Annotated in this window: 16 protein-coding genes; 13 read left to right on the top strand and 3 right to left on the bottom strand. The window is 38.6% G+C overall.

What is annotated here, in order from left to right:
* The first annotated feature begins 7 nt into the window (after positions 1 to 7).
* A complete protein-coding gene (locus tag IGK91_RS12125) occupies positions 8 to 514 on the top strand; it encodes a VanZ family protein (protein WP_010720587.1) in 507 nt (168 codons plus the stop codon).
* A 238-nt stretch (positions 515 to 752) separates the two neighbouring features.
* Here the strand turns inward: IGK91_RS12125 and IGK91_RS12120 are convergent, their stop codons facing one another.
* The 3 genes from IGK91_RS12120 to IGK91_RS12110 form a co-directional block, all read right to left on the bottom strand.
* Positions 753 to 1,196, bottom strand: a complete 444-nt coding sequence (locus tag IGK91_RS12120) for a hypothetical protein (protein ID WP_034866910.1) — start codon at positions 1,194 to 1,196, stop codon at positions 753 to 755.
* A gap of 111 nt (positions 1,197 to 1,307) precedes the next feature.
* Entirely contained in the window at positions 1,308 to 2,714 is a 1,407-nt protein-coding gene (locus IGK91_RS12115) for a L,D-transpeptidase family protein (protein WP_010737288.1), read from the bottom strand.
* Between the two features lie 170 nt (positions 2,715 to 2,884).
* The gene (locus IGK91_RS12110) at positions 2,885 to 3,859 is read right to left on the bottom strand and encodes an L-lactate dehydrogenase (protein WP_005875171.1); all 975 of its coding nucleotides are present in this window, start codon (positions 3,857 to 3,859) and stop codon (positions 2,885 to 2,887) included.
* A 353-nt stretch (positions 3,860 to 4,212) separates the two neighbouring features.
* Between IGK91_RS12110 and pth the strand changes: the two genes are divergently transcribed.
* The 12 genes from pth to lysS all read left to right on the top strand — a co-directional run bounded on the left by pth (position 4,213) and on the right by lysS (position 19,188).
* Positions 4,213 to 4,773: an aminoacyl-tRNA hydrolase gene (gene pth / locus IGK91_RS12105; protein WP_010720584.1), complete on the top strand. Its 561-nt coding sequence runs from the start codon at positions 4,213 to 4,215 to the stop codon at positions 4,771 to 4,773.
* Positions 4,774 to 4,788: 15 nt separating this feature from the next.
* Positions 4,789 to 8,310 carry a transcription-repair coupling factor gene (mfd, locus tag IGK91_RS12100; protein ID WP_010720583.1) on the top strand — a complete coding sequence of 1,174 codons (3,522 nt, stop codon included), beginning with the start codon at positions 4,789 to 4,791 and terminating at the stop codon, positions 8,308 to 8,310.
* 15 nt (positions 8,311 to 8,325) lie between these two features.
* Positions 8,326 to 9,936, top strand: coding sequence for a putative polysaccharide biosynthesis protein (locus IGK91_RS12095; protein WP_010737289.1), 1,611 nt, complete (start codon positions 8,326 to 8,328; stop codon positions 9,934 to 9,936).
* On the top strand, positions 9,936 to 10,211 hold the full coding sequence (locus IGK91_RS12090) for an RNA-binding S4 domain-containing protein (protein WP_010720581.1): 276 nt from the start codon (positions 9,936 to 9,938) through the stop codon (positions 10,209 to 10,211). Before IGK91_RS12095 ends, IGK91_RS12090 begins: the two co-directional genes overlap by 1 nt.
* 62 nt (positions 10,212 to 10,273) lie before the next feature.
* The gene (locus IGK91_RS12085) at positions 10,274 to 10,687 is read left to right on the top strand and encodes an FtsB family cell division protein (RefSeq protein ID WP_010737290.1); all 414 of its coding nucleotides are present in this window, start codon (positions 10,274 to 10,276) and stop codon (positions 10,685 to 10,687) included.
* Positions 10,688 to 10,731: 44 nt separating this feature from the next.
* Complete coding sequence (locus IGK91_RS12080) at positions 10,732 to 11,214, top strand: S1 domain-containing RNA-binding protein (protein ID WP_010720579.1); 483 nt, start codon at positions 10,732 to 10,734, stop codon at positions 11,212 to 11,214.
* Between the two features lie 110 nt (positions 11,215 to 11,324).
* Positions 11,325 to 12,767, top strand: coding sequence for a tRNA lysidine(34) synthetase TilS (tilS, locus tag IGK91_RS12075; protein ID WP_010737291.1), 1,443 nt, complete (start codon positions 11,325 to 11,327; stop codon positions 12,765 to 12,767).
* Positions 12,767 to 13,312, top strand: coding sequence for a hypoxanthine phosphoribosyltransferase (hpt, locus tag IGK91_RS12070; protein WP_010737292.1), 546 nt, complete (start codon positions 12,767 to 12,769; stop codon positions 13,310 to 13,312). The genes tilS and hpt overlap by 1 nt, the downstream gene beginning before the upstream one ends.
* 90 nt (positions 13,313 to 13,402) lie before the next feature.
* Positions 13,403 to 15,514, top strand: a complete 2,112-nt coding sequence (ftsH, locus tag IGK91_RS12065; protein WP_010720576.1) for an ATP-dependent zinc metalloprotease FtsH — start codon at positions 13,403 to 13,405, stop codon at positions 15,512 to 15,514.
* Between the two features lie 175 nt (positions 15,515 to 15,689).
* On the top strand, positions 15,690 to 16,577 hold the full coding sequence (gene hslO / locus IGK91_RS12060) for an Hsp33 family molecular chaperone HslO (RefSeq protein WP_010737293.1): 888 nt from the start codon (positions 15,690 to 15,692) through the stop codon (positions 16,575 to 16,577).
* On the top strand, positions 16,578 to 17,573 hold the full coding sequence (dusB, locus tag IGK91_RS12055; protein WP_010720574.1) for a tRNA dihydrouridine synthase DusB: 996 nt from the start codon (positions 16,578 to 16,580) through the stop codon (positions 17,571 to 17,573). It begins immediately after the preceding gene.
* A gap of 118 nt (positions 17,574 to 17,691) precedes the next feature.
* Complete coding sequence (lysS, locus tag IGK91_RS12050; RefSeq protein WP_010720573.1) at positions 17,692 to 19,188, top strand: lysine--tRNA ligase; 1,497 nt, start codon at positions 17,692 to 17,694, stop codon at positions 19,186 to 19,188.
* Positions 19,189 to 19,508 lie beyond the last annotated feature (320 nt).

Here is a 19,508-nt window from a genome sequence, read left to right as displayed (position 1 = left end):
GTGACTTATGAATTCAATAAAAAAACAAATGAAAAATGGCAACTTTTATTTAGTTATTGCAGTACTCATCATGGCTCTCTTATTTTACAGTTCATCGCAAACTTACGGACAACAATCCCAAGTCTCCAGGATCGAAGAGTGGTTTCCCAATCATCCGTTTAAACAAGTATTTGATAATATTCGTTTTACTTATGGCGATGGGGTAGTGAGTGTGGATCATTTAGGTTATGGTAAATTCGTTGAATTTTTCTTACGAAAAGGTGCTCATTTTGGGTCTTATTTTATTTTAGGTGGTAGTTTGTTTTTAGGGGTCTTTCCTAAAATGAAAATCTGGTGGTTAACAAGTGTCTTAGCTTGGTTATCGGCGACCGGTTATGCTGGGTTAGATGAATTTCATCAGATGCTTACAGGGGATCGAACACCGTCTTTCCAAGATGTCATGCTCGATTCAATGGGGGCGTTGACAGCGATTGTCTTATGCTTGATCGTTGGTTTTGTGAGAAAAAAATTTTAGGTAGAAGTATCAATTAGTGTACATGAAAAAATGAGTTATAGAAGTAATTAAAATTGAGTATGAAGCCGAAAAATTCTAAAATAGTTTTCTATTTTAGGATTTTTCGGCTTCATTTCGTAGTATACTTGTGATTCATTTTTATAGAATAGAACTTGTGGATCAAAGCCAGCTGTTGTTTATTTATTGATAGATTGGATTGGAATTTATTTTAGGAGTGGTTGATTTTATCCTTGAATCATTATCTGTACCTCTCTTTGGGCACTAGTTTTTTATACGGTGACGCCTTTTGTGTATCGCTGTATAATCCTTTCATTATTTCTTCAAACAGAAGTTCATATGTATGTAATAATTTCTGGTGATTAGCCAACTCATTGGATGATGAGCGAAAAAACCTATTCCATAGCGAATTATTTTGATCTTGATTCGCGATCGTAGTATGAATAATATCCAGCTGCTGAAGGATTGAACAGAGGAGGCCCTTACCATTTAAAAATGATTGCATTTTTCTCTTGTCACTAGCTAGTTTTTTGACTAAAATCTTTTGTTCAAATTCGTTATTCTCTGGTTTGACGAGTAGTTTTTGCTGGTCTGCGATACTGGCGGATAATTCTAAGATCTGTTGCTCAGTGTAACCAAGAAACTGTTGATAATAAGTTTTTTTAGCTTGTAACTTATCGTCCATTTTATTCCCCCTTTGATAGTGATAGACGTAAAAAAACTGGTCTCTCTAAAGTTTAAGATAAACTTTGTTGAGAAACCAGTTTTTTTATGAATTCATTTTTTATTGAAGCTATCAGAAAATGATTACTGGTGTACCTTTTTCTACCATGCCAAACAATTCTTTCATGACACTTGGCGGCGTATTGACACATCCATGAGATCCACGAGTTTTCCAAAGATCGCCACCATATTCAGGTTGCCAGTCGGAATCATGGATACCAACACCGGTCCAGTCAACTGGCATCCAGTAGTTTACAGGACTTGCATAAGGGGTTCCATCATCATTCGTTCCTTTTAATGTGGCATTTTCCTCTTTGTTCCAAACATAGAAAACACCAGCTGGAGTAGGGGTCGTAGGTTTTCCAGACACGATGTCAGTTTCTAGCGCAACTTTACCATCTTTGTAATACCACATATGTTGGTTTTTTAAATCAACTTCGATATAGGTATCTTCTATTAAAGGATGATCAGCTGTTGTGGCACCTTGAACAATTGGTGATCGGGTAAAGTCTTTACCTGCCAGAATGGCTGACTTCAAAGCTTCTGTTTCTGCATCAGTTTTGATTGACCAACTATAGGTACCAACAGGAACCGTTACTTCACCACGTTTTGTACTTTTAAATTTCGTGTCATTCGTACTCGTGTTATATTTTTCTCCTAAACCTGTTACATAGTTTTTAACTTGTGTTGTATCTAAATCAACTTTACCATCTGTGTAAGTTAGCCAGTTAGCAATTTCAGAACGAGGTATCTGGAAAGTATTACCGTTGATACTATAGGTTCCTTTGGTATTAGCAATGGCATTCATTTCATCGACTTGTTTTGTTAAATTTTTATCGGTCGCTGTCACTTTTGGTTTTGTTTGAAATTTAGTCAAATCAATTTTGTTTTTGCCATCCTTAACACTGGTTTTCAGCGCGTTGATAGCTGCTGTCACATCAATCGTATCGCCAGTTATTTCTGGTTTTATTTTGAAAGAGTCACCAGATTTTTCAATCGTCGCATCTTGTGTCTGTGTCCGATCTTTATTTAATTCGGTTAGCTTATTCGTCGTGGAAGCCAGCGTTTCATCTAGTTTTTGATGATCAGTATCTTGTGGATCAATTTCTTGTTTTTCACTAGCGGAAACATAGTTCATGCCCCATGACCAAGCATTTTGTTGGTTTAACAATCGAGATAAATCTGCTGAAAAGTCATCTTTATAACCAAGCTCAGATTTTGCGATCTCTTCCCAAACTTTCCCATTTTCTTCAATCGTCAGCTTTTTATTGGAAAAGGTGTCTTTTAATTTGTCATTTGCCTGTTGCACGGTCAGGTTACTTACATTGATGGAATTAATTTCCGTGTTAGGTAAAAAATGATTGGTGTAATATGTACTGCGGTAAGCGTAAAAGCCGATTAATGCGAGGAATACGCCTAGCGTAGTTAATAGACCAATGTGTAGCGATTTCGATTTTTTATGATGAGAAGATCTTGTCATGCGGGCAGCTCCTTATTTGATAGTTTAGCGTATAACGAACTAATCATAGCATATTTTGAGAAAAAAGACGAAGGGGACAAATGATTTAGCAAAAATTTAACGATCGTTAAGTAAAAAAATCAAGCAGAATGCTGACATTCTGCTTGATTAAGTGGTTAAATTTATTCTAATTATTCAGCGTCTAATTTAGAAAAAGCTTCATCTAAGATTTCTTTTAATTGTTTAGCTGAAGCAGCCATACGATCTTGTTCGCTGTCACTTAGAGGGATTTCGATAACTTTTTGGATACCTTGACGGTTGATTACTGCAGGGGCACCAATGTAGATATCGTTCAAGCCGTATTCACCATTCATAAATACAGATAGTGGAAGTACAGCATTTTCATCATCTAAGATGGCACGAGTGATACGTGCTAAGGCTACAGCGATACCATAGAAAGTAGCGCCTTTCTTTTCAATGATTGTGTAAGCAGCATCACGTACACCAAAGAATAAGTTAACCATTGCTTCTTCATCAACGTCTGGATTGTTTTTAACCCATTCATAAATTTGTAAACCAGCAACGTTAGCATGTGACCAAACAGGAAATTCTGAGTCACCGTGTTCACCTAAGATATAAGCATGGACGTTACGTGCATCAACATCAACTAATTCTGCAAGTGCTTGACGGAAGCGAGCTGAGTCAAGTGAAGTACCTGAACCGATTACGCGTTCTTTAGGGAAGCCTGAGAATTTCCAAGTTGAGTAAGTTAAAATATCTACTGGGTTAGCAGCAACTAAGAAAATACCATTGAATCCTGATTCAACAATTTGTGTTACTACATCGCGGTTGATTTTTAAGTTTTTATTTACTAAGTCTAAACGAGTTTCACCTGGTTTTTGTGGTGCACCAGCAGTGATAACTACTAAGTCAGCATCATGTGCATCTGCATAAGTAGCAGAGTAGATTTTTTTAGGTGAAGTAAATGCTAGAGCATGTGATAAATCAATAGCATCTCCTTCAGTTTTTGCTGTGTTGATATCTACGATACCTACTTCTTGTGCAATGTTTTGAGTAACTAGGGCAAAGGCATAGCTAGAACCTACGGCGCCATCTCCAACAAGAATTACTTTTTGATGATCTTTTTTTTCTGCAGCTGCAGTCATTATATATCAATCCTTCCATTGATTTTGTTTTTTCCCATGCCTATGCTAACATTTATCAAGCCCGCTGTCACGCTATTTGGCTATAAAATATAACAGATAACAAGGTTGTATTATATGTAAAAGCTTACATGTGCGTGATTTCACTATTTTTAAAAGGTTATTAATTTATTAGACTTTGAAGAAAATTTTAATTTCTTTATCATTTGTTAAACATTCTCTTTTTGTTGAAACAGGTACTTGTGTGTTATACTTAATAGTAGAAAGTAAAAAAATGAAAAAATGAGTCAAAGACTGGATTGCTTTAGGGCGCTCCAGCCTTTTGTGCTGCTTTTTTCAATTAGGTGGTAGAACAAATGAAAATGATCGTAGGGCTTGGAAACCCAGGAACCAAATATGCACAAACCAAACATAATATCGGCTTTATGGTCGTTGATCGCATGGCTGAAAAGCAACAAGCTGTGTTTAAAAAAAATACATTTGAAGCGGAAGTTGCAGAGTTTTTCTATCAAGGAGAAAAAATCTTATTAGTGAAGCCGCAAACTTTTATGAACGAATCTGGTCGTGCTGTAGGACCATTAATGACTTATTTCGGTATTTATCCGGAAGAATTAGTTGTTGTTTATGATGATTTAGATCTTGTAACTGGCAAGATCCGCTTGCGCCAAAAAGGGAGTGCTGGTGGACATAATGGAATAAAAAGTATCATTTCTCACTTGAATACGAATGTATTTGACCGTATCAAAGTAGGCATTGGTCGACCAGAAGGAAACAAAACTGTTGTTCAACACGTGCTAAGCCCATTTAGTAAAGAAGTTCAACCATTGATTGAAGCAAGTATCGATCAGTCAGTGGCAGCACTCGAGTTTATGCTGGATGGTCATTCGTTTATCGATACGATGAACAAATTCAATTAGCGAAGGAGGAAAAAAATGGATATCGTTCAATTAATTGGTAAAGATCCACAGGTAAAGGAATGGCTCAACCAGATAGAAGAAAAATCACCAAGACAATTGATCACTGGTTTAGCTGGTTCAGCCAAAACTCTTCTCTTTGCTCGAGCGTTCAAAAAAACAAAGAAAAACTTAGTCGTATTAATGCCTAATCTGTATTATGCGAATCAACTAGCAGAAGATTTGCAACATGTTTTGCCAGCAGAACAAATACATTCTTTTCCAGTAGATGAAGTTCTTTCTGCGGAAATGGCTTTTTCTTCCCCAGAAGCAAGAAGAGAACGAGTTGCTACACTAAATGCCTTACAACAAAAACAACCAGGGGTCTATTTATTACCAGTAGCAGCATTGCATAAACGATTACCCAGTCCAAAAGTTTGGAAACAAGCCCAATTGACTTGGCGAACGGGAGAGGAAATAGCCGTTGACGATCTGCCTCGTCTATTGACTTTATTAGGCTACGAACGAGTTGAGATGGTGGCAAAAACAGGAGAGTATAGTATTCGTGGCAGCATCATTGATATCTACCCGATCAATCTCGAACATCCCGTACGTATCGAATTATTTGATGTAGAGATTGACTCCATGCGATATTTTGAAGTAGAAACTCAGCGCTCGATCGAAAAAGTAACAGAAATTTGGATCGCACCAACAAGTGAACAGGTCTACGACCAAGCTGATTTACTTCATGGGATCGACCGACTGGAAAAGTTGTTAGAAAAGAAACTAGCGACGATTTCAGAAGAAACAGACCGCCAATTCGTGCAGGATTATTTTGGACAAGTGATCGCGCAATGGCAAGCAGGAAATCCGACAGAAGACGCGAAACTTTATGCTGATCTTCTTTATCAAGAAGAAACGACGATCCTTGATTATTTTCCAACAAGTAGTTTATTCATTGTGGATGATTATCAACGAATCATGGAAACAAATCGGGAGATCGAAAGAGAAGCAGCTGAATGGCAAACACAAAAAATTAGTGAATTACGTGTCTTCTCAGAGCAAGTCTTTGTCAATGATGTGCATAAATTAGTTCAAAAAGAAAAATTTGTGACGACTTTTTTTGCGCTTTTTCAAAAGGGTATGGGGAATTTACGTTTTCAAGCGATTCACAATTTTCAATATCGTACGATGCAACAATTTTTCGGTCAAATGCCATTATTGAAAACAGAAATGGACCGATGGCGTAAGCAAGAACAAACAGTAGTCATCTTTATTCCTACGAAAGAACGGATTAGAAAAGCGGAGCAGATGTTACGTGATGAAGAGATCCTAGTCGTGGAAACCGAAAAAGAAAAACTGATCAGAGGACAAGTGCAACTAGTGGAAGGGGCGCTGCAAACAGGGTTCGAACTTCCTCAAGAAAAAATAGTCGCAATTACGGAAAAAGAAATTTTCCAAAAAACGACGAAGAAACAAACACGGCGACAAACCGTAACTAATGCGGAACGTTTAAAAAGCTATAATGAACTAAAAGCAGGCGACTATGTCGTTCACGCAAATCACGGGATCGGTAAATATATTGGGATGGAAACGTTAGAAGTGGATGGTGTCCATCAAGACTACATGACGATCCTTTATCAAAATGACGATAAATTATTTATTCCGGTTACCCAGCTGAATTTGATCCAAAAATATGTTGCTTCTGAATCAAAAGCACCTCGTATCAATAAATTAGGCAGTAGTGAATGGACGAAAACCAAAAGAAAGGTTTCGTCTAAAATTGAAGATATCGCAGATGATCTGATCAAACTATATGCTGCCAGAGAATCAGAAAAAGGGTATGCGTTTGGACCGGATGATGGGTATCAAAAAGAATTTGAAAATGCCTTCCCATACTCTGAAACGGATGACCAATTACGGAGTGCCGCAGAGATCAAACGAGATATGGAAAAAGAAAAACCGATGGATCGTTTGCTCGTTGGTGATGTTGGCTACGGTAAAACGGAAGTGGCTTTACGAGCTGCTTTTAAAGCCGTCAAGGAAAGTAAACAAGTTGCCTTTTTAGTTCCTACGACCATTCTCGCCCAACAACATTATGAAACGATGTTGGAACGTTTTGAAGGATTTCCAGTAAATGTAGGTCTATTGAGTCGTTTCCGAACGAAAAAACAACAAAAAGAAACGATTGAACAATTACGTACTGGACAAATCGATATCGTAGTCGGAACGCATCGTATCTTATCTAAAGACATTGAATTTAGTGACTTAGGGTTATTGATCGTTGACGAAGAACAGCGTTTTGGTGTAAAACATAAAGAACGTTTGAAACAACTACGTGCCCAAGTGGATGTCTTGACGTTGACAGCGACACCGATCCCACGGACACTCCACATGTCAATGCTCGGGGTTCGTGATTTATCAGTGATCGAAACACCGCCTGCCAATCGTTATCCGATTCAAACTTACGTGATGGAAAAAAATCCTGGAGCGATTCGTGAAGCTATCCATCGAGAAATGGGGCGTGGCGGTCAAGTGTTCTATCTCTATAATCGAGTAGAGACGATCGAACAAAAAGTGGAAGAAATTCAAGAACTTGTACCAGAAGCACGGATCGGTTATGCGCATGGTCAAATGACTGAAGCGCAATTAGAAAATACATTGTTTGATTTTATTGAAGGACAATATGATGTGTTAGTCACAACGACGATCATTGAAACGGGTGTCGATATTCCAAATGCGAATACGCTCTTCGTTGAAAATGCTGATTACATGGGGCTATCGACTCTTTATCAATTACGAGGTCGTGTGGGACGAAGCAACCGAGTGGCGTACGCCTACTTCATGTATGAACAACAAAAAATCTTGAATGAAGTCAGCGAAAAACGTCTTCAAGCCATTAAAGATTTCACCGAACTAGGCTCTGGTTTTAAAATCGCTATGCGGGATTTATCGATCCGAGGAGCAGGAAATCTGCTAGGTGCGCAGCAGCACGGCTTTATTGATGCTGTCGGATTCGACATGTATTCGCAAATGTTAAGTGATGCTGTTTTACGTAAACAAGGAAAGAACAACCAAGTGGAAAAAACAGCAGTTGAAATCGATCTTGGGGTCGATGCTTACTTGCCAGAAGAATATGTTTCGGACCAAAGACAGAAAATTGAAATTTATAAACGGATCAGGGAACTTGATTCACAAGAAATGCTTGATGAATTAGAAGATGATCTTTTAGACCGTTTTGGGGAATACCCTGAAGAGGTGGCACATCTCTTAACGATTGGCCAAATCAAAATGGATGGCGATCGCGCCTTGATTGAAACAATTCGCAAGCAACAGCAGACTATCGTCTTTAATCTAAGTAAAGCAGGAACAAAACGCTATACTGTAGAACAGTTATTTGAAGCTTTGACTGCAACAAAACTAAAAGCAAGTTTAGGTGTAGAAAAAGAAAAAATGGTGATTCGACTAACGGTTCCTAACAAGACCGATGAAGCAGTTTGGTTGCAAGAAATCCAACGTTTTGTCAAAGCTTTACGTGAACAAAAATATCTGTCTGCTTAGGAAGGAGCGAATACTTTGGACCATAAAGAGATGCGTCGCGTGATGCATGGCGCATTTATATTGACGATTGCTTCTTTCATAGCAAAAGTCCTAAGTGCGCTGTACCGCATTCCGCTCCAAAACTTAGTTGGTGATGAAGGATTTTATGTATACCAACAAGTATACCCAATCTATGGGATTGCCATGACTTTAGCGTTGTCTGGTTTACCGCAATTCATTTCAAAATATGTCGCTGAACGAAAAGATCCAATTCAGCGAAAAGAAGCACTGCAACGGCTTTATCCATTAGTTTTTTGGACAGGGATTGTTCTGTGGCTGTTTACTTTTCTCTTTAGCCGTTGGATTGCTTGGATGATGGGGGATCAGCAATTACGACCGCTGATCCAAATCGTTTCATTTACTTTCTTACTGATGCCAGGACTATCTTTTTATCGAGGAAATTTCCAAGGCAGATTTTTGATGGAACCGACAGCTGTTTCACAAGTCGTTGAACAATTTGTGAGAGTGGCGATCATTGTTTTCAGTGCCTTTGCTTTTCGACTATTTGGCTGGTCAGTTTACCAAACAGGAACTGCTGCTATGAGTGGTGCAGTCATCGGGGGACTTTGTGCCTATGGTGTGTTGCGCTATTATGAACAAAAGATCCATGGTGGGGCGTTAAGTTTTCGACATTTTTCGGTCACGAAACGACCTGACAAACGATTGATCCGGCGTTTTTTAGTTGAAGGGGGCTTAGTGTCAATCTATAGTGGTCTGCTGATTTTCTTTCAGCTGATCGACTCATTTTTTGTAAAAAATGCGCTTCAAGTTTATGGACTATCTGAACAAAGTGCAAAAATTGCAAAAGGGGTCTATGATCGTGGGCAACCGTTAGTTCAATTAGGACTAGTGATTGCAACTGCATTAAGTGCGACTTTCTTACCTGCATTGACGAAATACTTGATAACGGCTGTGCATAGTCAATTTCTAAAGACTGCCAAAATCTATTTACGGTTAACAACGACTTTAGCATTAGCTGCTTCTGTAGGTCTAGCTATGCTTTTACCGTATATCAACTATGCGCTATTTAAAGATTACGCTGGGAATGCAGCGTTGGTGCTATTCGTCTTTGCAATTGCTTTAACAGCGATCATCCAAACCTATCAAAGTATTGCCCAAAGTAAAAATTCTTTTCGTCCCTCTTTGAAAGGTGCAGGCTGGGGGCTGTTAGCCAAAGCATTGGCAACCCCGTTTCTAACTGGTTATCTAGGGACAGTAGGAGCTAGTTTGTCGACCTTGCTAGGATTGGCTGTCACTCTATGGTATTTTGTCCATACGGAGACTAGTGAAATCAATCAGTTCTGGAAAGAACGCCGCTTTGGAAGTAAATTGCTTCAATGTTTGGGATGGATGATCTTAGCCTTACTGATTTATTATGGCGGGCTGACGATGATTTTTGGCCCGGTTGCTCATCGGTCTTCTGCGTTCTTTGCCAGTTTAGCAGGTGTAGGAATCGGAGCGTTCGTCTTTGTGAATGCTGTGATCTGGACAAAATTATTTACGGTTAGAGAATGGTTGATGTTACCGTTTGGAAAAAAGATTTTACGATTTAATAAACTTATAAAAAATAAAAGTGAGGAATCCTAATGCGATTAGATAAATTTCTTAAAATTTCTCGAATTATCAAACGCCGCTCTGTAGCAAAAGAAGTGGCAGATAAAGGAAGAATTCAAATCAACGGAAAATTGGCTAAATCTTCTAGTGATGTCAAGGTAGGCGATCAATTGAAGATTCAATTTGGAAACAAAACAATGGAAGTAAAAGTCAATGAATTACATGAGTCAACGAAAAAAGAAGATGCTCAAAAAATGTATGAGATCATTTCGGAGATTCGCAAGCAAAACACTGACGAAATAGATTAGACAACCCTCAATGATATTGGTATAATGAAAACGACAATCAAAAAAGATTGGAGCGAAGAGAAGTGACAAAAAAAAGCAACAAAATTGCTGCTTTAGATACAGAGTATGCAAAGAAAAAATATGTCGAATTTCAAGAACAACAACGCCAGTTGATTTTTCGTAGACGTCGATTAGCAGTTATTTTTATAGGTGCTTTGGTCATTTTCGCAATTTTAGGTTTTCAAATTTTTCGTGATATGCAAAGAATGAATCAATTAAACGAATTGAAAGTTGAAGCAAATACGGAATTAAGCCAAGTCAATGCTGATGTGGATCAGCTAACACAGGATGTCTCATTATTGAAAGATGATGACTATGTGGCGAAACTTGCGAGAAGCAAATACTTTTATTCAAAAGAAGGCGAGCAGGTTTATCCAGTATTAGAATCAAATACGGATGACACAGACCAAACAACTAGTTCAACAACTGCAAAATAAGCAGTATTATAAATAGGTTAATAATTAGGAGGAACATTTTTTTTATGTCAATCGAGGTAGGAGCAAAACTGCAAGGGAAAGTATCAGGAATTACAAATTTTGGCGCGTTTATTGATTTAGGAGCTGGAAAAACTGGTCTAGTTCATATCAGTGAAGTCTCAAATGGCTATATCAAAGATATTCATGATGTTTTAAGTGTCAGTGATGAAGTAACTGTTAAAGTTATCTCAGTTAATGATGATGGTAAAATTGGATTATCAATCCGTCAAACACAACCAAAACCAGCGGAATCAACAGAATCAGATGATGATAAGCGTCCAAAAAAATACCAACAAAGAGATCCTCGCGATAATCGAGGTCGTTCAACACAGAAAAAACCTTTTTCTCGCAGTCAATCTTCTAATAACCATAAAGAAGACTTCGATTCATTAATGAGTTCATTTTTAAAGGATAGTGATGATCGATTGACTTCCTTGAAGCGCAATACAGAAGGTAAACGTGGCGGACGCGGCGGACGTCGCAGCTAACCAAAAACTTAAGAGCAGGCAATTGTCGCAGACTTTTGTCCGCTCTTTTTTTCATTGGAATCTTTGATGGTAGGTTGATCGAAGCCGAGAAGGAACAAGGAAGTGATTCGATGGAAGAAGAACAAGACGCAAGGAAGATCAGACAACGTTTTTTGACAAATTGTGAAATCAATGGTTATTTGAATGAACAAACAAGAGCGCTACTGGCGGTTTCTGGGGGAGTAGATTCTATGGTCCTTCTGGATTTAATGATGGAAGCGCAAAAAAAATGGGGTTTCTTTTTGGCAGTGACCCATATCAATCATCAATTAAGAGAAGAATCTGTTCATGAAGTTGCGTATTTAAAGAAGTATTGTCAACAACATCAACTCCCGTTACAAGTGGAAGTTTGGGAAAAGCCAACAAAAAAGGGCATTGAAACAGCGGCTCGAGAGTTTCGTTATCAAGTGTTTGCGAAGCAGATGCAAAGCGGCAGCTATGACTGCCTAATGACGGCACATCATGGGGATGACCAAATGGAAACGGTTTTAATGAAGTTGTTGCGTGGGGGGCAACTTAGTACCTATGCTGGGATCAAAGAAGCCCAACCCTTCTCCAATGGTCGATTGATTCGTCCGTTACTAGGATTTAGTAAGGCGCAATTATATCAATATGCTTCAGAGCGAGAGCTGGTTTATTTTGAAGACCATACGAATCAAGAGTTGGATGTTCAACGTAATCGCCTTCGTCATTTGGTTCTGCCTCAACTAAAACAAGAAAATCCACAAGCAATGGTTCATTTTCAACGTTTTTCGCAGCAGATCCAATGGGCAGATCGATTGATTCAAACACACATGAAGAAAGTCTTGATGGAAAATGTCGTAGAAGAAAACGAACGGGTGCATTTTCCTTGGAAACTATTAGCGGAGATGCCAGAAGAAGAAAACTATTATTTCTTATACGCATTCTTTGATCATTTTTTTGAAAAAACAGCGATCGTGATCAAAGAAAAACAAATCCAACTGATTTTACAACAGTGTCAACAGAAAAAAGGCCAATGGAAAATTACTCTTGAACGAGGGTGGGTTCTGCAACGTAGCTATGAAAAAATCTATCTTATCCAAGAGAAAGCTGATCCCTCAAAAACAATACAAGAACGAACAGAGGCACATAAGTTAGAGTTGAATCAACGCATCAGGTTAGATGAAAGCTGCTGGATCGGCTTGTTTACACCTGAAGCAGCCGAAGAAGCTAGAAAAGCAGATGATTGGGACGAGTTTTCTCATGATCTTTGGCTATCTTCACATCAAGAACTGTTTGTAGGAAAGAGACAAGCAGGAGAGCGTATCCAGCTAAATAGCAAACTAAAAAAGAAAATATCCAGATATTTGATTGATAACAAAGTACCTGATTCACAAAGAAAAGAGGCATGGGTCGTGAGGGATCAAAATGAAAATATTTATAGTTTGGTCCCATTTACCTATTCCTATTTGAGTATTGGTGTAGAAACTGATAAAATACACTACATACTTCTTTACAAATATCACAAAGAAGCAATTGGAAGGAGAACCTGATGTTAGAAAAGGATATTGAAAAAGTTTTGATTACAAGAGAAGAAATACAAGTTCGTTGTGAAGAACTAGGCAAAGAATTGGCAGAAACTTATAAGCATAATAATCCACTCGTTGTTGGTGTTCTAAAAGGCGCTGTTCCATTCATGGCAGATATCATACGTTCGATTGATGCTCACTTGGAAATAGACTTTATGGATGTTTCAAGTTATGGAAATGCAACGGTTTCATCAGGAGAAGTCAAAATCGTCAAAGATTTAGATACCAATGTTGAAGGTCGTGACTTACTGATCGTTGAAGATATCATCGATAGTGGAAGAACACTCGCTTATTTGGTTGATCTATTTAAATACCGTAAAGCAAAATCAGTGAAAATTGTCACATTGCTTGATAAACCAGAAGGTAGAGTAGTTGATATTGAAGCAGACTATGTTGGATTCAATGTTCCTAATGAATTTGTAGTGGGTTACGGATTAGATTATGCAGAAGCTTACCGTAATTTACCATACATCGGTGTATTGAAGCCTAGCGTTTATCAATCAAATTAGTGCTGTATCTACTATAAATTGTGTTACAATAGAATGGTCAGGATTGATAAAAAAAATGCTAAATTAAAATAACGCATAGGGAGGGCAACTATGAACAAAAAAAACAATGGCATGATGAAAAATGCCTTGTATTATGTCCTCGTAATCTTAGCGATGGTTATGGTCGTATATTTTATCTTTGGTAATAACGGCCAACGATCGTCAGATATCGAGTACACAAAATTTACAGAACAATTACAAGCAGGTAAAATCAAAGAATTTGAAGTGCAACCTGCAAATGGTGTATATAAAATTTCTGGAGAGTATAAAGAACAGCAAACCGTCTCTAACAGTGGTGGACTTGCTATCTTAGGATCGACAGATACAAAAACGACACACTTTACAACGATTATTTTGCCAAACGATACCACACTTAGCCAAGTGACTGATTTAGCGAAAGAACATAACGTAGCTACAACAGTCAAAGAAGAATCAAGCAGTGGCGTATGGGTATCCTTATTGCTAAGCTTCTTACCAATTATCATCCTTGTGTTCTTCTTCTATATGATGATGGGGCAACAAGGTGGTGGCGGAGGCGGCGGTGGCCGTGTCATGAACTTTGGTAAATCAAAAGCCAAAGAAGCCGACAAAAAAGCTAACCGTGTACGCTTCTCAGATGTCGCTGGTGCAGAAGAAGAGAAACAAGAATTGGTTGAAGTTGTTGAATTCTTAAGAGATCCGCGACGTTTTGTTGAGTTAGGCGCACGTATCCCAGCTGGTGTTCTTTTAGAAGGACCTCCAGGAACTGGTAAAACATTGTTGGCAAAAGCTGTAGCTGGAGAAGCGGGTGTACCGTTTTACTCTATTTCAGGTTCTGACTTTGTAGAAATGTTTGTGGGTGTTGGGGCAAGTCGTGTTCGTGACTTATTTGAAACAGCGAAGAAAAATGCTCCAGCAATCATCTTCATCGATGAAATTGATGCTGTTGGTCGTCAACGTGGCGCAGGCATGGGCGGTGGACATGATGAACGTGAACAAACACTGAACCAATTGCTAGTTGAAATGGACGGATTTGATGGGAATGAAGGTGTCATCGTCATTGCTGCAACAAACCGTTCAGATGTACTTGACCCTGCACTTTTACGTCCAGGACGTTTTGACCGTCAAATTTTAGTTGGTCGTCCAGATGTGAAAGGCCGTGAAGCAATCTTACGTGTTCACGCACGAAACAAACCGATGGCAGATGACGTTGATTTGAAAGTCGTGGCACAACAAACACCAGGTTTTGCTGGTGCAGATTTAGAAAATGTCTTAAACGAAGCAGCTTTAGTTGCGGCTCGTCGTAACAAGAAGAAAATCGATGCTTCAGATATTGATGAAGCAGAAGATCGCGTGATTGCAGGTCCAGCTAAGAAAGATCGCGTAATCAGCAAAAAAGAACGAGAAATGGTGGCTTATCACGAAGCAGGTCATACGATCGTTGGTTTAGTCTTGAGTCGGGCACGTGTGGTTCATAAAGTAACCATTATTCCACGTGGACGTGCAGGTGGTTATATGATCGCCTTACCAAAAGAAGATCAATTCTTGATGACAAAAGAAGATATGTTTGAACAAATCGTTGGTTTGCTTGGTGGTCGAACAGCAGAAGAAATCATCTTCAACGTTCAATCAACTGGGGCTTCTAATGACTTTGAACAAGCAACAGCTTTAGCACGAAGCATGGTAACTGAATATGGAATGAGTGATCGTTTAGGTCCAGTTCAATATGAAGGAAATCATCAAGTATTCGTTGGTCGTGACTATGGTCAAACGAAAGCTTACTCTGAACAAGTGGCTTTTGAAATTGACCAAGAAGTGCGTAAGATTTTGATGGAAGCTCATCAAAAAGCGCATGAGATCATCGAAGCACATCGAGCACAACATAAATTGATCGCTGAAAAACTGTTAGAATTTGAAACACTCGATGCGAAAGCAATCAAATCTTTATTTGAAAAAGGTGTTATGCCTGAAGGTTCAGAATCTGCTAACTATCCTAGTGAAAAAGAAGCGCAAACTTTTGAAGAAGCAAAACGTGCTTTGGAAGAAAAAGACGCAGAAAAACAAGCGGAAGAAAAGCAAGATTTTGAGCACGATAAGAAAGAATTTGAAGAAGAGAAAAAAGAATTAAATGAAGAAGAACATCAAACTTCTTCAACAGATGATTCGGATGATCAACCGAAATAATCGCTAAAAAATGAGAGCTACGACAAAAGTCGTGGCTCTTTTTTAGTAGTTGTTTTATTTTTTATTATAGAATAGGCAAATAAAAGAAAAGATAACATTCATAAGTTGAAAATTATCAGCGTAACTAGTATGATTCACTATGAATTTAAAAATCGGAAAAGAGGTACATAAATAAATGGAAGATTATTTGATCAAGGCACTGGCCTATGATGGCTATGTACGTGCTTATGCAGTTCAAGCAACAAATACTGTTGCAGAAGCCCAAAAACGACACGACACTTGGCATACATCATCGGCTGCATTAGGTCGTACGCTTGTTGGCGGACTTTTACTAGGTTCGACGCTAAAAGGCGAAGACAAGTTAACTGTGCGGATTCAAGGGGATGGTCCGGCTAATGGGATTGTGGTAGATGCAAATGGTAAAGGAGAAGTCAAAGGCTATATCCAAAACCCTCATTTGAGCCTACCTTTGAATGAAGCAGGAAAAATTGATGTGCGTGGTGCTGTGGGAACGCAAGGGATGTTCAGTGTTACTAAAGACCTCGGTTTGAAAGAACCATTTTCGGGACAAACACCTATTGTTTCTGGAGAAATTGCGGAAGACTTTACCTATTATCTTGCAATCTCAGAACAGATTCCTTCAGCAGTTGGATTGAGCGTTTTAGTTAACACGGATGACAGTATCAAAACAGCTGGTGGATTTATGATCCAAATCATGCCTGGTGCAGATGAAGAAACTATCAGTAAAATCGAAGAACAATTAAAAACGACACCACGTATTTCTACTTTATTAGACGAAGGATTAACACCTGAAAAAATTCTTGAAGGTTTACTAGGAACTAGTGAGTTGAATATTTTAGAGAAAATGCCGGTACAATTCAAATGTGATTGCTCAAAAGAAAAATTTGGGGAAGCAATTATTGCTTTAGGGGCAGAAGAAATCCAAGCGATGATTGATGAAGATCACGGAGCAGAAGCCGTTTGTTCATTCTGCAACAACAAGTATGAATACAGTGAAGCAGAATTATCCGAGCTAAAAGCAGAAGCGCTGGGAGGAAAATAAGTGGAACATACATGGAAAATCGGACATGTTGAAATTCCCAATCGAGTAGTTGTCGCACCGATGGCTGGAATCACTAATTCAGCTTTTCGTGTGACCGTCAAAGAGTTCGGTGCTGGATTAGTCGTCTGTGAGATGATCAGTGACCAAGGAATCCATTTTAGAAACAAGAAAACATTAGAGATGCTGCATATCGAAGAAACAGAACATCCACTAAGCTTGCAAATTTTTGGTGGAAACAAAGATACTTTGGTCGAGGCTGCCCAATTCGTTCAAGAAAATACAGCGGCTGACATCATTGATATCAATATGGGTTGCCCAGTGAACAAAATCATCAAAGCAGAAGCAGGCGCTAAATGGTTATTGGATCCAGATAAAGTTTATGAGATGGTGCAAGCTGTCTCTTCTGCCGTTGATGTACCAGTTACTGTGAAAATGAGAATTGGTTGGGATGACCAACATGTCTTTGCTGTGCAAAATGCTTTAGCGGCTGAAGCAGCTGGTGCCAGTGCAATCGCCATGCACGGACGTACGAGAGTACAAATGTATGAAGGTAAAGCAAACTGGGAAGTATTGAAAGAAGTTAAAAGTCAGCTCAAAATCCCATTTATGGGCAATGGAGATGTCAAAACTCCGGAAGATGCTAAAAGAATGTTAGAATACGTAGGAGCGGATGGTGTGATGATCGGGCGTGCAGCGTTAGGCAATCCTTGGATGATCCATCGCACCCAGCATTACTTAGAAACCGGCGAGTTAATCCCTGAACCAACACCAAGAGAAAAAATCGAGACCGCTAAATTACATTTGAAACGTTTAGTCGATTTAAAAGGGGAGGTTGTTGCGTGCCGAGAATTTCGGACGCATGCTTCCTATTATTTAAAAGGAATCTCTAGAGCAGCAAAAGTAAAAGTTGCAATCAATCAAGCAGAAAAACAAGTAGAAATCAATGAACTGCTTGACCGCTTTTTAGAGAAAACAGAAAAAGTATCTGTGAAATAATCCAGTGATTTTCTAAGTTTTTCGTGAATTTTCAAGTCGAACTTTAAGTTCGGCTTGCTTTTTTTGTGTTTCATTGGCATTATAGGAAAGAGAATAACATGAGAATGGAGGAACTTTTGTGACACAGGAACAACAACATCAAGTAGAAGATTTAAACGATCAAATGCTTGTTCGCCGTCAAAAAATGGAGCAATTAAGAGAAAATGGGATTGATCCTTTTGGTAAACGATTTGAACGTACGCACAATTCAGAAGAATTACATGAATTGTTTGATCCAAGAACAAAAGAAGAATTAGCAGAGATGGGGCTAACTGCAAGTGTAGCTGGTCGAATGATCACTCGTCGTGGTAAAGGAAAAGCTGGATTTGCTCACTTACAAGATCGTGAAGGCCAAATCCAAATTTATGTACGTAAAGATCAAGTAGGTGATGAAGCCTATGATGTATTCAAACATGCTGATTTAGGAGACTTCTTTGGCGTAACAGGTGAAATCATGAAGACTGACACTGGCGAAGTTTCAATCAAGGCATCAGAAATCACTATTTTATCAAAAGCTTTACGTCCGCTACCAGATAAATACCATGGATTGACTAATATCGAACAACGTTATCGTCAACGTTATCTTGATTTGATCAGTAACCGTGAAAGTTTTGATCGCTTCATGAAACGTAGCCAAATTATTAGCGAAATCCGTCGTTATTTAGATGGTAATGGCTATATTGAAGTAGAAACACCAGTCTTACACAATGAAGCCGGTGGTGCTGCAGCTCGTCCATTTATTACACACCATAACGCACTAGATATTGATTTATACTTACGTATTGCGTTAGAACTTCATTTAAAACGCCTAATTGTGGGTGGAATGGAAAAAGTTTACGAAATCGGTCGCGTTTTCCGTAATGAAGGGATCGATACAACTCATAATCCAGAATTTACGATGTTAGAAGCTTACACCGCTTATACAGATTTCCAGGATGTCATGAACTTGACTGAAGGAATCATTCGTAATGCAGCCCAAAAAGTTCTTGGTACAGCAGAAATCACTTATGATGGCCAAGCAGTTGATTTGGAAAGTGACTTTAAACGTATCCATATGGTAGATGCGATCAAAGAGCAAACAGGTGTCGATTTCTGGAAAGAAATGACATTAGAAGAAGCATTAGCACTTGCTGAAGAGCATCACGTAGAAGTGACCGAAGCAATGGGTGTAGGACATGTCATCAATGAGTTCTTTGAAACTTTTGTGGAAGAAACATTGACACAACCAACTTTTGTTTACGGACATCCAGTAGAAGTATCTCCATTGGCGAAAAAGAATCCAGAAGATCCACGCTTTACCGATCGTTTTGAATTGTTTATCGTTGGTCGGGAATTTGCGAATGCCTTTACCGAATTAAATGATCCAATTGATCAAAGAGAACGTTTTGAGGCCCAAGAAAAAGAACGTGAGCTAGGAAACGATGAAGCACACGGTGTCGATGAAGACTTCTTGGAAGCTTTAGAATATGGTATGCCACCAACTGGCGGTCTAGGTATCGGAATTGACCGTTTAGTTATGTTATTGACGGATGCACAGTCGATCCGTGATGTTTTACTATTCCCAACGATGCGTTAGATATGGTGAATATGAATAAAAAAGAAGCCAAGAACTGTTGGCTTCTTTTTTTATAATCTAGTAAAAGAGAGAAGTCAAAGGATCACTCTATTTTTAGTAGATAGCGTAAAACTTACACCACTTTTTGTCAGTTTCTTTTTTGAAATAATGAGGTACGGTAAAAAAATGCAAGGCGAGGATAATCGAAAAATTTATTATGTGGAGGCATAGATAAAGGAATTGCTTGCTTGTATTTGAGTGGATTGATTAAACTATCTTCTTATTTATAACGAATATTAAAGAATAAGGGATGAGTAATATCGCAGGAAAACTATTAAAAT

Origin of the sequence: Enterococcus sp. DIV1208 (assembly GCF_050530455.1) — a bacterium.
Taxonomy (GTDB): Bacteria; Bacillota; Bacilli; order Lactobacillales; family Enterococcaceae; genus Enterococcus_B; species Enterococcus_B hirae.
Note: the sequence above shows the minus strand (reverse complement) of the source record. Positions and strands in the feature narration are given on the sequence as shown.